Source organism: Ochrobactrum quorumnocens, from assembly GCF_002278035.1.
GTDB classification, from domain to species: Bacteria; Pseudomonadota; Alphaproteobacteria; order Rhizobiales; family Rhizobiaceae; genus Brucella; species Brucella quorumnocens.
Genome location: NZ_CP022605.1, coordinates 911,712 through 925,149, shown reverse-complemented (window position 1 = coordinate 925,149; position 13,438 = coordinate 911,712). Strand labels below are relative to the sequence as shown.

Genomic DNA, 13,438 nt, shown 5'->3' with positions numbered 1-13,438 from the left:
TTTATTTTACTTTATTTTACTTTATTGCATCATATGCGAATTTTGCTTTCCTTACAACGTCTACCCATTCAGGCAATTGTATATAATCACGATCCTCCAATTCAGTTCCATACTTCATGAATATATCACTCAACCTCTGACTTACTTCAAAGACCAATTTTGCTTCACACTCATCCTTCAGAAACCAACCAATACATTTTTCTGGAGATGTCGATAAACTAGTGTCGTCAAAAAGAAAATGAACCGAATAGTCAAGATTACTCTCCGGAACGCCATTTGAAGAGTTCTCCGGCAACCACTTATTCCTCTGATACTCAGGGTCAGATAATTCTAAGAGGCTACGAAGAAGCTCTTCACGCATTGATGGGTACTTTAGATCATTATTAATCATGGTGAATTCCAACTAGACCAATTTTTATATTCTGATAAGGGAATGTGGGCTTGCTCAGCATTATCCTGAATACTCCCGGAGATTGGCTTACCATCTCTGCCTATCACTGTTCCCCCTGAACGGACAATCACGTGATCTTCTCGCTGGCTCGGCAAACTATGGTTTGGGTTTCCTTGATCAATGCGAACGCCATTGCCCGGATTATTGGGGTCTTGCCAACGGGTTCCAACGCCTTTCTTATTGGGTTGACCACTTCCCCAAGTGGTAGGAATCTTACCAGTCGCGTCAACTGAAATGATCCAAGATTTGCCTCCCTTTGCAGCTGCTCCCAGCAAAGAAGCAGCCAGCATCGCATGAATGTCTATTCCTGCTGCTTCAAGTTGCTGAGCTTTCTCATCAAACGACAACGAGGAATCGGCCAAGTTCGCTCGAAGCTCGAGCTTCTTGGCTTCGTCAATATTATAGCTGTCAACATATCCGTCAAAGAACTGTCGGGAATAGAAACCATTCGGCTTCCCATCCATTTTATCAATAGCATTCATCAGCCAATCGGTCAGGAAAACCGCTTCGCCAATAGCGGTATTTCCCAGCATTTTGGTGCCAAAACCTGCGGATTGTAAAACAGTAATGCGCTCATCGTAGCCCAATGAATTCATGTAAGCGTAGATCGCATCCTTACAGTCATCATAGGTTTTTATGCCCAACTCGATATGTGAGCCATCGGCTTGGATGATGTAACAGCTGATTTCACTCGCATAAGCAGACGACACAATCCAACTCGCCGGATTCAGCCAATTGAACCCCTGACGTTGACCTCAGCCTCCTAAGGTTCCGCCATTCGCAATGGCTGCCAACCCATTCTGGATGGCGTTTTTCTCATCCTGTGTCAGGTTTTTCCCAAGCAGATAGCGATCCACGAAGCCGCCCGGCTCCATTGCCTTTCCGATGCTCGATGCAACGGCATCTAGAGATGTATCCGACAGATAATACTCAATCTCGACATGCTTATCCTTGGTGATCTCGTAAGCCTTGTCAGGATCGCGGTTGAGGGCAGCGAGGTCTTCGGTCTGGCCGCTCGCTTCGAGCTCAGCCTGCTTGTCCTTGTCACGGATGATGATCTCACCTGGCCCGACGGTGGCACGCACTTCCTGACGTGTATCGTCGAGCTGATAGGTGCCTTCAGCTGAGTTCTTTGGCTGAGACGTCTGATCCGGCTGCTGTTGCTTGTTGCCTTCAGCATCCTTCGGCGTCAGGTCGATATTTGCCTGAATGTCGAAACCTTCATATTTCTTTGAGCCGGAGAAATCCTCATGGGAGAGCGTGCCGGTATCGAGGGTGAGATCACCGCTCTCAGAAACGATCTTGCCAGCGCCGAGATGCGTGTTGCCCTCGACGCGAACATCCATCTCGCCTTTCGACACGAGACCGGACTGTTCGCTGATCCAGTTGGTTTCACCGGAGCCGGTGCCATAGCCCGGCGACACGCCCGTAACCTTCGGTGTTCCACCGCTCAATGAGCCGCTGACGCCGAATGAGGATGACTTGTTGGAGCTTTCACCGATATCGGGAACAGAGATGATGTTGAGATCACGCCCGACATTGGCAGTGATCGTCTCGCCTTCGACCACAGCACCCTTCAAATTGGTGTCACGACCGGATTCAATATTGATGTTGCCCGAACCGGTGACGTGGGTGTTAACCTGCGTCGTGCCATCGCTGTTCGACTTGCCCGAACTGCCATTTGCACTTCCGGTCCAGCCACCGGTCGCACTGCCAAGTCCAATCCCGACAGAGTAACCGACACTTGCTCCAGCAGATTTACTGGATGAGGACGAACTGTTGGTTGCCTGCGCGCTTTCCAGATTGATATCATTGCCTGCTTTCAGGCTGATATCACCGGCACCACCGGAAAACAGACCGTATTCGTCATAGCCCGCAACAATCTGTGCGCCATGGCTGTTGATGTCGCCGGATTTGGCTTCAATGGAAACGCTGTTGCCGACGCGAATACCTGTAACCACCGGTATCGAACTTTCAGCATTTTTCTTGGACTTCAAATATTCGAAGCCTACCCCGATGGAAGCAGAAGCTATGTTGCCCGTACCATCGGCCATGCCCTGCAGGTTCTTGATCGCATCATAAGCGTTCAGGCCTGCAAAACCTGCATTGGCTGCAAAGAAGCTATGCCTATCAGAGATTTCACTTTTCTAGCAGTTAATCATATTCCAAAAGATGTTTGACAGAACGACTTCTTATCAATCCACCCATCCTTGACTGTCTTGATACCGGTTATGCGTCCATTAACATTCGATACACCGATGATGCAGTTTGCTGTCTCATAATGCGCTGGCTTATGAACCCGCACCGACATATTGGGACCCATGGATTGATAGTAAAGTTGCGACGGCACCCAAAACGGCGCGGATGTCTTCATCCATCGCATGACAACTGTATTATTCGCATTCGATTTTTCAATCGGCTCGCCAAATCGTTTTTCGAACGATTCGACTGTATTATTCTTCCATTCTATATCTAGCTTATTCGTTTCAGCAAAGAGACCAATATTTAATCCCCCTTTTTTACTAGCACATCCCGTAAGCACGGACGCAACTGCACCTAGCAAAAGTGCAAGCTTAAAATGCAGTTTGCTCCCATTCATCATCTTTAAAATTCCTTTCAGCGCCTCATTGTACTTTTATAGATCGAGCCATTTTTGCTTCGTCAAGTGTCTTCAATTGCGCGCACCCTGTCGTCAGACAAAAGGGGCTCAGGAAAAATCGCAGCATAATTGCGTCCAGAAATAAGGCTGCTTTTAACCTACTGAATAATTTGCGACATAACCTAATTTCTAACACATAAAAGCGTGCCATGTTTTGAGCGGGCACAGTGCATTCGATATAAAGCCTGAAATTTCCACGATCATTCTGTGAACGTGGAGAAAAGCAGCGTGCGCGTCCAACGAAAATTTTGAATCTATTAAGCAGAATTGATTCATGAGGTTGATGAATTCCATCGCTGAGCGGGACAACCCGAGCCCTTCGTTTCGGCATCGTACCCAGGCAATATGTCGGATTCACCAAGCTCAGGGCGCACCATTCGGCAAAGCGGCGCGGTCCTGTATCTAAACGACCGCATCGAAAACGGCACCGGTTATGCCAAGATCCTCAAATCGCTTTTTAACATCTTCGCTGACGATGATGCGCCCCTCCAACCGAGCTATTCTGAATATATGCTTTCCAACAGCTTTATGAGGATCAATTCTTAACTTGGTAACGGAGCGATAATTTCCTGCAAGATCAGGCCTTATCGGGTCATTGAATGGAATAATTTCAAACGCTGATTGTTCTTCATCAAAACAATCTAAAACATCCCAAAAATGCAGAATATGATAGGAGGTCTTTTGGGCGAAATTAACTATCCGAGCTGGGAACGCTGTAAAACCATCAAGTCCCGATAGCGCTTGTATAACCTTAAAGCTTCCCAATGGAACACTACGAAAAGTTGTCGTTGTGTAATCCGTGCTGACACCGTTGACCTTCAACTCAACTTCATAAACTTGATCTCGGCGTCCATCGTTCATGGGAATGAACGGCGGTTGAGCAAAAACATCCCCATCAATCTGTATCACCTTCCCTAACCACCATCTATTCGGAAAGGCAATATCATCATTTAACTCGAAGTATTTCATCATTTCCCACCGGTGAGCCAGCTATTCACTTGATGCCCAGGAGTAACCGTCTGTTGGCTAATCGATTCCAGCGAAGATCCATGCGAAGCTCTGTGGAGAAGCACCGTTCTGTTCATTAGTCAATTCTAAATGATAGTAGACGAAAACAAACCGAACTTAGGGCCAGAGTCCCGGTTATGAAAGTGACAATTTCTTAATTCTGAGCTGGCAAATCAGGAGCAATCTTGCCAGCAACAGAGCAATATCACCGAGACCAACGCCCCCCCTTTCAGGTCAATGGACCTAACGCCCATGTTCGATACGACGGCGTAATTCAGTCACAGCATCAGCATCGGGTGGGTCGGTTAGACGATAAACTAAGTCATCTTTTGCCACGGCCCAGTGGAGTAGGATATCCCGTCCATAGTCACCTTTTCGCAGAACAAAATCGTCAACATCTGGCTCTACGACATCGCAATTGGTTTCGGTAACAACTACAAAACCGTCATACCCTATATATGGAATTATTAAGTGATGCCTAATGCCATCCACCCAATAAAGTCCATACACGTCAACAACATTACCCAATCCATTCTTTTCAACAATCTTCATTCAACTCACCGGGCTACTGAGGGTTTGTAAGTTTCATATCATATGCCTTGTTCGTGATGGAATTGTATTGGTAATGAATTGATATCTTCGTTCCATCTGGGCGGGTGTGGGTGACCTCCATCTTTTGCCATCCACTTGCTGCAGGAAATCGCAAATCTTTGTTCAATTGGAGTTTTTGGCCTGAGGACGGATTACGAATCACCTCATTCCACAATACTTGTTCGTCGAGGTTTCTAGGCCGTGTGGACGAATTGACTCAGGTATAAGTTTTCGGGTTCCAGATTATCACTTGAGGTGATTCATATGTTGTCGACGTGTTTGGAGGTCGGCAATGTGCACCAAGATGACAGAGAGTGACTATGAACTGGCACTGGAGGTTTTCCGCGCTTGTCTGCCAGCCGTTGGCGCGAAAGCCAAAAATGACCGTCTATTCCTTGAAGCGCTACATTATTTCACCCTCCACAACATCTCGTGGCGAGCACTGCCGGAACGGTATGGTAATTGGAACAGCATATGGAAGCGTTTTGACCGCTTGGGGAAAGCAGGTATTTTCGAAGACTATTTCTCCATTTTAGCTGGGCTTGATGAAAGCGCTCATCTGATTGCTATGTTCGACAGCACCGTAATTCGCGCCCATGTTTCTGCAGCCGGTGCAAAAGGGGGCAGGAAGGCCAAGCGCTCGGGTATTCGCGTGGAGGGTTTGGAACCAAAATCCATCTGAAAACCGACCGAAATGGTCAGCCCCTTGGGTTTGAACTGACCGGTGGTGAAGCTTCCGATAGCAAACAGTTTAAAAGCCTCATGGAAACAGGTCCTCAAATCACGCACCGCGCTATCATTGCTGATAAGGGCTATGATAGCGATGACAATCGAAAGACTGCGCGAATGGCTGGCGCTATTCCAGTGATCCCTTACAGATCAAACAGGCGGAATATTCCAAAACATTTTGCCGTAGCACTTTATCGAGGCCGCGCACGTATCGAACAAATGATGGGGAAGCTCAAACGGTTCAAACGTGTCGCTTTACGTTGCGAGAAAACAGCAAGAAACTTCCGATCAATCGTCGCAATCGCAGCGGTTTTCATCTTAATCAAATCCGTCCACACGGCCTAGGCTTCGTAGCTTGCCCTGGCTTTGCTGTAGATATCTTATCATAGTCGATCTTACGCTTCGTGCTATTCAGTCCATTAAAGGCACCAAGTACAGCACCCGCTACCGAACCGAGTAGCTCTTTATGCTCCTTTTCATCGGCCCATAATTTGAAATACTCTTCAGTCTTGCCTTGGGCGCAAGCAGCATCAGAACCACATTCTTCCGCAGCGTTATTCCGCGCCTGTACGCGAGCCATTGCGATCTCATTGACCTTTGAATTCAGGTCATTCGACTGGAGAGCAAACAGCGCAGTATAATACGCATCATTATTATGATTAAAGGGGTTCAGGACTAAATTGGCGACTTCTTTCGCTTTCATGAAGTCGTCATAGTGCGCCTTGCGACATTCTTCGGTCTCGCAGGCAGCTACCTCATCATTTCGATTGGCCGAAATCTCGAAATACTCCGAGAAGACACGATATTGGCAATCGGGATTCTCGCCGCATTGCCTCATTTCGTCGTTGTACGCGATGATTTCTTCATGTTTGAGATAATTGTTCTGATATACATTACCTGCATACGCTGCGCCTGTTCCTCCGGTGACACCACCCAAACCTTGTAGGATGGACCCCGTTATGGAGTTGGTCATGAAGTCCGCAGCGGAACCGCTTAAGCCTGCTTCTTTAACGAACTCTGCTACCAGCTCTTTGATCTTCGGCGCGAGATAAGCTGACGATGCGCCACCGAGCGCGCCGCTCAACATACCACTGAAATCATTCACTCCACCGAGCAAGCCACCTGCAATAGCATGCAAGATCCTTGGCCCAGTTCCGCCTTCCTTCCAGAATTCACGCTCTGCGTCTGTGGTCGCCTCGGCATATTGCTTTGACGACAGATTGCCGATCATATTTGCAGCTTTGGCGGCTGCATCATCGTAGAGCTGTTGCGTCTTCAGCTGCTTACTGAGAATTTTCTGCAGATCAGGAATACCAGGCAGCGACGTATTGGTATCTGTCGTATCGCGACGCAGATCATCAATGTTCTGCTGCTGATTGGCAGGATCGGTTATGATGATCTCACCGGGAGAAACTGCTGACAGTGCCTTGCCTGTTTCGCTTTCACCTTCCTTGATTGGCGGGGAAACGAGCGGTCCTTTGCCGGAGATACCGCCACCATAGGTATCTGCTTTCCACTCGGAATGTGTGTCGAGATCTTCGAATTCGAGTGTTCTGGTTTCAAGACGATTGTCTTTGGGGTCGGCCTCGCTAGAAATCACGCCGCCCTTAAGCTTCGTGTTGCCGTCGACCTTGATATCAAAACCGCCCTCGCCCGCACGTATGCCGGATTGTTCTGAGACAATAGCAGCGTCGCCTTTGGCTGTTTGATAACTGCCAGAGATCGCAGCACCACTCGTTCCAATACCGCCGCCAACACCAACCTGCTTGGCTTTTCCTGATGACGTATCAAGCTGACTTTCGATATTAAGGTCACCACCAATGTCGGCAATTACCGTTTCTCCGGTAACAGTTGCACCTTTCAGGTTCGTGTCATTGCCAGATTGCAGATAAACCCCGCCAGTACCCACAACATGCGTGTTGACGTTTGTGACGGTCGTTCCGTCGACATTTCCCTTCGAAAAGTTGAAGTTGCCACCTGTGAGATCAAGGTTGATCTGCACGCCACCAGAAACGTTTTTGCTGGAATTTTCCGTTGTCGCCTGAGCGCTGATGAGATTGATGTCATTTCCAGCAATCAGAGCGATATCGCCGCGACCACCTGACAGCAAACCTTTCTCGTCATAACCAGCTGCGATCTGCGCGCCGACTGCGTTAATATCGCCGCTCGACGCTTCAATGATGACTGTGTCGCCAGCACGAATGGTTGTTGGCACTGGTGTCGATGTTGAACCTGAGGCACTGTTCTTCGAATATTGGAATCCTGCCGTGATGGAAGTTGAAAGAAGTGGGCCATCCTGCTTGAACTCACCTGGCGTGATTGGCTTCCCATTCACCAGTGCATCATAGGCATAATAACCATTGATTGCAGCTATCGTGCCCATCGCAATTGACTGGCTGGAACTGCCTTCCCCGACCTTCTTTGCTGCATCATAAATGTTGCTGGCTGCTGACGCGACACTTGAAGACACCGTCGCTGTGATGCCAGCAAACAGCTCCTCATGCATGGTTTCGTAGTTGGTCTTGTCCTGCGCAGACAGCAGATTGACATCGCGTTCGGCGAGAATATCGACTGTGGAACCAGCTTCCACCTGAGCAGCTTGTAAATTTGCGTCACGTCCGGCTGTGATCACCACATCACGTCCCGCACTGAGCGACGATGTTGCATTGGTTTCAGAACCTTGTTTATTTCATCTTTCGATGAGCCGTAGCCAATGCCAATGGATGCCGAACCGTTACCTGATTTTACTTGAACGCCGAAGCCAGAGCGCTTTTCCTTCTCTTCAGACGCGTAGCTTTCAGCGCCAGGCAGGATATTCACGTCACGCGCCGCATCGAGCGCAATGTCATTTCCGGCTTCGACTTTCGAGCCGACAATATTGACGTCACTTTCGCGGGCTTTGATCGAAACATCATTTCCGGCCGAAAGCTGAGAACCGACATTTGCAACGATGTTTTCTTTGCTGCTCTTTTCTTCTTTGCCCCAGACCGAATAGAAGCCGTCGCCGGAACCTGCACCAAGCCCGGATTTCTTGGACGACGACGAGGCATCGTGCTGTTCCTGCGCACCGATGATCGAGACGCTATCACCTTCGATGGCGATATCGTCACCAGCCGTGACCTTGGAGCCTGCAATCACGACATTGTCGCCAGCATTGAGGTTCACATTGCCAGATGCGCCAAGTTCGGATGCAACCGTCGTTTCATCGTAAACGTGGCTCTTGTCGCTCTTCTTCGACAAAAGGCCTGACTTCGATTTGGAAGCATCCGTTTCAACGGTGTCTTTGCCGGACGCAATAATCAGATCGCCCCCTGCATCGATATTCAGATCAGCCTTGTTATCGGCTGTTCCTGCCTGAATGTTCGAGGCAGATATGGTCGTATCTTTGCCGGAGCTGATATCGACACCGTCACCACCGCTGATCGATGATCCAACCGCCGTTTCGGTTTCAGTACGGCTATGGCTTTCCTTCTTGCTGAATATGCCCTTTGAACTCGTATCAAGCTGCGAATAGCCTGTATCTCGCGCTTCTGCGATGGTGACATTGTCGGTAGCGCTGAGATCAACCTTGCCCTTGGCATCAATTTTCGAGCCAATAATGTTGAGATCGTGGGAATTGTCTGCATCCGTCTTGTCGCCGGCTGCAACACTCGAACCAATAACGTTCACATCCTGTTTGGCCGTGATCGTCGTGTCGCCGCCCGATTGAACTGTGGTGCCGATGACATTGTCGGAACCATTATTGGTCGCTTTTGCCGTGTCGAGCGTGACAGTCTGCCCTGTAAGATCGACATCAGTGCCTGCTTTGACCTCTGCACCGCGCAGGGTCAGGTCATTGCCAACTGCAAGGCTGGCATTGCCGCCTGCCGTCACACCGCTGCTGGCCTTAGAGCGTTTCCATATTGCGAGACGAGCCACTATGCAGACCAGGGACATGGGGTCTCAAGCTATCTGCCGATGGAGGTCGGCAGATATGTCGCGAACCCTTTCCATTGATCTTCGCATACGTGTCCTTGCCGCCGTTGACGGCGGCGCATCGCATCGAGAGGCTGCTGAGCGTTTCGGTGTGAGCGCAGCCAGCGTTAGCCGTTGGCGTAACCTGCAACTCCAGCAGGGAAATGTTCGGCACGGTCCACTGGGCGGTGACCGCAATTCCTACAAAACAGAAGCCCATGCCGATCTGATCATGACCTGGCTCGGCACGCACCGGGATGGCACCCTTTTCGAACTCCGCAATGACTTGGCTGCCCAAGGCATCGTAATCAGCAAGTCGGCATTGCATCGCTTTCTTGTCCGGCACGAACAAACGCGCAAAAAAGGCTGGGCATGCGGTAGAGCAAAGCCGTCCGGACGTTCTGGAAAAGCGGCAATGATAGTTCGAGGAGCAACTCGGTCTCAATCCAGAGCGGCTCGTGTTCATTGATGAGACCTGGACGGCAACCAATATGGCCCGTAGTCATGGGCGATGCCGCAAAGGCGAGCGGTTGCGGATGGGTTTTCCTCACGGTCATCGCAAGACGACCACATTGGTTGCGGGGCTGCGCAACACCGGAATGGTCGCGCCACTTGTCATCGACGGCCCCATCAACGGTGATTGGTTCGAGGCGTACGTCGCTCTGGTTTTGGTTCCTACATTGAAACCAGGTGACGTTGTTATCCTTGATAATCTGTCCAGCCACAAACGGCCCGCAGCAAGGGAGTTGATCGAGGCGGTCGGCGCGACAATGATGTTCCTTCCGCCCTACAGCCCAGACTTCAACCCCATCGAAAAGGCCTTCTCTAAGCTGAAGGCGCTTTTACGAAAGGCTGCCGAGAGAACAGTCACTGGGCTTTGGGATCGCATCGGCAAGTTGATTGATCTGGTCGAACCGCAAGAGGCTCAGAATTACTTCAACTCATGCGGATACGATCCAACTTGAAAGGGAGACGCTCTAACATCGCTCTCACGGGCTTTGATGGAAACATCATTTCCAGCCGAAAGCTCGGAACTGACGTTTGCGACGATGTTTTCCTTGCTGCTCTTTTCTTCCTTGCCCCAGACCGAATAGAAGCCGCCGCCGGAGCCTGCACCTAGACCCGATTTTTTGGAAGATGATGCGCTGTCATGCTGCTCCTGCGCACCGATGATCGAAACGCTGTCACCTTCGATGGCGATACCCGCAAGGCACGCGACATTGTGAACGCCCTTAATGCCGTTAATTTCTCTGGTAACGGTAGAGCGTAAGCATCTCAAGCTTATTGCCTAGCGTGTTCAACGCCGGGAATCTCGCTGGAAAGCTTCGGTGTTTCTATAGTGGTACGGCTTCCTTCTATTTCAATTAGCTGCACCCGTTTCGACCGACTTGCAGACCCTTACGAAAAATGCTTCATTTCAAAATATTCTCTTTAAGTGAGAAGTATCCAGTATTCCCTCGTTCTTTCCATGGCATAATTTTAAACAATCGTTTTCCTCCCAAATAGTAAACCCACGATCCTCACATTCAATATATAACCCTACTGATATATTTACTTTCTCATTCATCTTATAGGAATATAAAGCTGAAATTTTCTTACCAAAGTATCTTTCGAAACCATTCAATGCAAAAACTGGATATGCATAATCATCCAAGATGTCATCTACCCCTTTAATCTCCGGCTCATTTTCTTTCAATATCTGGACAAGCCCCTCACTAATCGTGATCGAAAACCAAATATCGTCGATTGTTCCGATAAATACCGCCAAACAATTACACTCTATATGACGTTCAATATAAAATGACCTTCCACGAAATTCTCGTATAACCTTCCCAATTATCTGCATTTTATCACCAATTTACTAGAATCTAGACGATTTTTCAGGGATTAGTGTATCAAATTCATATTGCCCATTAGGCAACAATCTGAGGCTCACCGTACTGTGGCACCGTAACCTTAACTTTGATGTAAGTCTCAGCGGTGGATAAGAGAGCATGCACGACCGTCGCTCCTCGCTTTACCACCGCCATCGCTTTTCACCTGAGATTATTGCCGAAGCAGTGTGGCTGTATTTCCGGTTTCCACTGAGCTTTCGCATGGTCGAAGACATGTTGGCATACCGAGGGATCATCGTTACCCACAAGACAGTGCGCGAGTGGGCTGAGAAGTTCGGACGAGACTATGCCAATACAATCCGTCGCCGCACACCGCGCCTTGGTGACAAATGACATCTCGATGAGGCTGTCGTGACGATCAACGGAGAACGGCACTTTCTGTGGCGCGCCGTTGATCAGGATGGCTTTGTGCTGGAAGTGCTGGTCCAGAAACGCCGCGATACCAGAGCTGCGAGGCGCTTTATCCGCAAACTCTTGTCACGTCAGGGCGCAGTTCCCCGTGTCATGGTCACGGACAAGCTTGGCTCTTATGGCGCCGCCATTCGTGAGATCGGTCTCACGGTCTGTGATCATCGCCAGCACAAGGGTTTGAACAATCGGGCCGAAAATTCACATCAACCGATAAGACGGCGAGAGCGCGGCATGAAGCGCTTCAAGTCAGCTCGGCACTTGCAACGTTTCGCATCCACTCACGACCCGATTTATAACCTTCATCATTTTCCCCGCCACCGCTTCACCTCTGCCATTCACCGAGAATTACGCCAAACCGCCAATACTATCTGGCGCGATATCGCTGGCCTGTAATCCGCTTGAAACAGCATCAAAGTCCGGGATATGTCCGTAGGCAGGTTAACGTAACGGTGCCGGACCCGGTGCTGTATGATGTTTACGCGAAACAAGATGCAGTTGTCCTGGCTGATCTTTGTGATGCCAAGTAACATCTGTGTCCTGAAATGAATTCGACATCCTATATCTTCGCACATCGCGGTGCCGGGAGGAGAGGCCCTCCATCACATCAGGTCAGCGCCGGCCAATTTTTTGCAACGGAACCCAAACTCACACACATTCAACAGATTCTGCAACCGCATGAACCACCTTGTTCATAGACCCCCAAAACAATACAAAATGTCTACACTGTCGGTTATGCTAATCGCGGAAATGCCGGAACTGGGCAAAATGACATCAGGTGAAGCAGCTGCAATGACAGGTCTTGCTCCTGTGCCCTATGGCAGCGGAACGATGCGAGGCAAGCGCATGATCGCGGGAGGACGGAGAGCACTTCGCCATGTCTTGTATCAGGCCGCACTCGCCGCTGCGTATCACAACCTCGTTCTGAAATCAGTCGCACAACGACTGAAAGAGCGTGGCAAACCCCACAAGCTCGTTATCGTCGCTGTCGCAAGAAGGCTCGTAACAATCGCAAACGCGATCCTCAAAAGCGGCGCCTCATGGAGCCAACAAAGCCAAACTTAAACAAGTTGCTAGATTATAGGGGCTCTACAGCGAACGCTTGCCTATGAGAGCCCCAACTTTATCCAGTGACGTACTGCGCTTAAAGCATAAGGCCGCTACCGATAGCATTTCGGTTGGTATCAAACTCGTTCACATGATGCTCAAGCGAAAAGGTGTCATCTTCGCTTAAACAACACTTCACAGCGATCACTGTATAAACTTGTCCCCAGTTAAAGCGCGCTCCGTACCAACCGTATTTTGCAACATATCTGTATTTAATTGCCTTGCAACCAAACTTCGTTTGCCCAAGCTGATAGATTTGGCCAAGCCTCACTCGACGGACCATCATGGCTCCAGAAACGAACAGAATCGTCGGGTGTAATGCAATAATAGTCTCCATTGTCCTCACAAATCGGTAACCAGTCAGCTGGCAAGCCTATCGATCGGGCATGTTGGATTGTCGTATATAGCTCTCCATACACGCCACCCATTTCTTCGTTTAATGTGAGTGGCGAGAGATAACCGACAAATGCATTGCTAACATTCTTTAGAAACTCCTTGTAGTCTGGGGAAAAACCAATCCCGGTAGCAATCTCATATCTGTGAATGAGAGCATCATCTGGCAACGGAAGCGATCTCTTCGTAGGATCATCGAGGCTATTAACCTCTTCAATAATGTTTGAAATTTCTTCTGCCATA

The 13,438-nt window shown here is 49.3% G+C and carries 15 protein-coding genes and 2 pseudogenes; 5 read left to right on the top strand and 12 right to left on the bottom strand.

What is annotated here, in order from left to right; translation table 11 throughout:
• Window positions 1–16 precede the first annotated feature (16 nt).
• From CES85_RS26575 to CES85_RS26550, 6 genes are all read right to left on the bottom strand, one after another.
• On the bottom strand, window positions 17–391 hold the full coding sequence (locus CES85_RS26575; RefSeq protein WP_095448740.1) for an SCO4402 family protein: 375 nt from the start codon (window positions 389–391) through the stop codon (window positions 17–19).
• Window positions 388–1,161, bottom strand: coding sequence for a hypothetical protein (locus tag CES85_RS28030; RefSeq protein WP_244923351.1), 774 nt, complete (start codon window positions 1,159–1,161; stop codon window positions 388–390). The genes CES85_RS26575 and CES85_RS28030 overlap by 4 nt, the downstream gene beginning before the upstream one ends.
• Window positions 1,162–1,206: 45 nt before the next feature.
• Window positions 1,207–2,505 (bottom strand): hemagglutinin repeat-containing protein, encoded by a 1,299-nt coding sequence (locus tag CES85_RS26565; protein WP_095448739.1) that lies wholly within the window; start codon window positions 2,503–2,505, stop codon window positions 1,207–1,209.
• 104 nt (window positions 2,506–2,609) lie between these two features.
• Complete coding sequence (locus CES85_RS26560; protein WP_095448738.1) at window positions 2,610–3,053, bottom strand: hypothetical protein; 444 nt, start codon at window positions 3,051–3,053, stop codon at window positions 2,610–2,612.
• 459 nt (window positions 3,054–3,512) lie between these two features.
• Window positions 3,513–4,082 carry an imm11 family protein gene (locus CES85_RS26555; protein WP_157743540.1) on the bottom strand — a complete coding sequence of 190 codons (570 nt, stop codon included), beginning with the start codon at window positions 4,080–4,082 and terminating at the stop codon, window positions 3,513–3,515.
• A gap of 279 nt (window positions 4,083–4,361) precedes the next feature.
• On the bottom strand, window positions 4,362–4,670 hold the full coding sequence (locus tag CES85_RS26550; protein ID WP_095448736.1) for a hypothetical protein: 309 nt from the start codon (window positions 4,668–4,670) through the stop codon (window positions 4,362–4,364).
• Window positions 4,671–5,001: 331 nt separating this feature from the next.
• On the opposite strand from CES85_RS26550, the gene CES85_RS26545 reads away from it, so the two are divergent.
• Together CES85_RS26545 and CES85_RS26540 are read left to right on the top strand one after the other, a co-directional pair.
• On the top strand, window positions 5,002–5,391 hold the full coding sequence (locus CES85_RS26545) for a transposase (protein ID WP_095444061.1): 390 nt from the start codon (window positions 5,002–5,004) through the stop codon (window positions 5,389–5,391).
• The gene (locus CES85_RS26540; RefSeq protein ID WP_095444062.1) at window positions 5,382–5,783 is read left to right on the top strand and encodes an IS5 family transposase; all 402 of its coding nucleotides are present in this window, start codon (window positions 5,382–5,384) and stop codon (window positions 5,781–5,783) included. The genes CES85_RS26545 and CES85_RS26540 overlap by 10 nt, the downstream gene beginning before the upstream one ends.
• Here CES85_RS26540 and CES85_RS26535 read toward each other — a convergent pair.
• Together CES85_RS26535 and CES85_RS26530 are read right to left on the bottom strand one after the other, a co-directional pair.
• A complete protein-coding gene (locus CES85_RS26535) occupies window positions 5,761–8,073 on the bottom strand; it encodes a hemagglutinin repeat-containing protein (RefSeq protein WP_095448735.1) in 2,313 nt (770 codons plus the stop codon). The genes CES85_RS26540 and CES85_RS26535 overlap by 23 nt on opposite strands.
• On the bottom strand, window positions 8,067–9,374 hold the full coding sequence (locus CES85_RS26530) for a hemagglutinin repeat-containing protein (RefSeq protein ID WP_095448734.1): 1,308 nt from the start codon (window positions 9,372–9,374) through the stop codon (window positions 8,067–8,069). Before CES85_RS26530 ends, CES85_RS26535 begins: the two co-directional genes overlap by 7 nt.
• Before the next feature lie 37 nt (window positions 9,375–9,411).
• Between CES85_RS26530 and CES85_RS26525 the strand changes: the two are divergent.
• Window positions 9,412–10,357, top strand: a pseudogene (locus CES85_RS26525) (IS630 family transposase).
• On the opposite strand, the gene CES85_RS26520 reads toward CES85_RS26525, so the two are convergent.
• The gene (locus CES85_RS26520; RefSeq protein ID WP_095448733.1) at window positions 10,324–10,671 is read right to left on the bottom strand and encodes a hypothetical protein; all 348 of its coding nucleotides are present in this window, start codon (window positions 10,669–10,671) and stop codon (window positions 10,324–10,326) included. The pseudogene CES85_RS26525 and the gene CES85_RS26520 overlap by 34 nt on opposite strands.
• A gap of 138 nt (window positions 10,672–10,809) precedes the next feature.
• Window positions 10,810–11,160 (bottom strand): hypothetical protein, encoded by a 351-nt coding sequence (locus CES85_RS26515; RefSeq protein ID WP_157743539.1) that lies wholly within the window; start codon window positions 11,158–11,160, stop codon window positions 10,810–10,812.
• Between the two features lie 226 nt (window positions 11,161–11,386).
• Here CES85_RS26515 and CES85_RS26510 point away from each other — a divergent pair.
• A pseudogene (locus CES85_RS26510) lies at window positions 11,387–12,091 on the top strand (IS6 family transposase).
• A 45-nt stretch (window positions 12,092–12,136) separates the two neighbouring features.
• Here the strand turns inward: CES85_RS26510 and CES85_RS28425 are convergent.
• Entirely contained in the window at window positions 12,137–12,253 is a 117-nt protein-coding gene (locus CES85_RS28425) for an HNH endonuclease (RefSeq protein WP_157743538.1), read from the bottom strand.
• A 159-nt stretch (window positions 12,254–12,412) separates the two neighbouring features.
• Here CES85_RS28425 and CES85_RS26505 point away from each other — a divergent pair, with 159 nt between their 5' ends.
• A complete protein-coding gene (locus CES85_RS26505; protein WP_244923350.1) occupies window positions 12,413–12,760 on the top strand; it encodes a transposase in 348 nt (115 codons plus the stop codon).
• A gap of 254 nt (window positions 12,761–13,014) precedes the next feature.
• On the opposite strand, the gene CES85_RS26500 is transcribed toward CES85_RS26505, so the two are convergent.
• The gene (locus CES85_RS26500; protein ID WP_095448731.1) at window positions 13,015–13,437 is read right to left on the bottom strand and encodes an SMI1/KNR4 family protein; all 423 of its coding nucleotides are present in this window, start codon (window positions 13,435–13,437) and stop codon (window positions 13,015–13,017) included.
• Window position 13,438 lies beyond the last annotated feature (1 nt).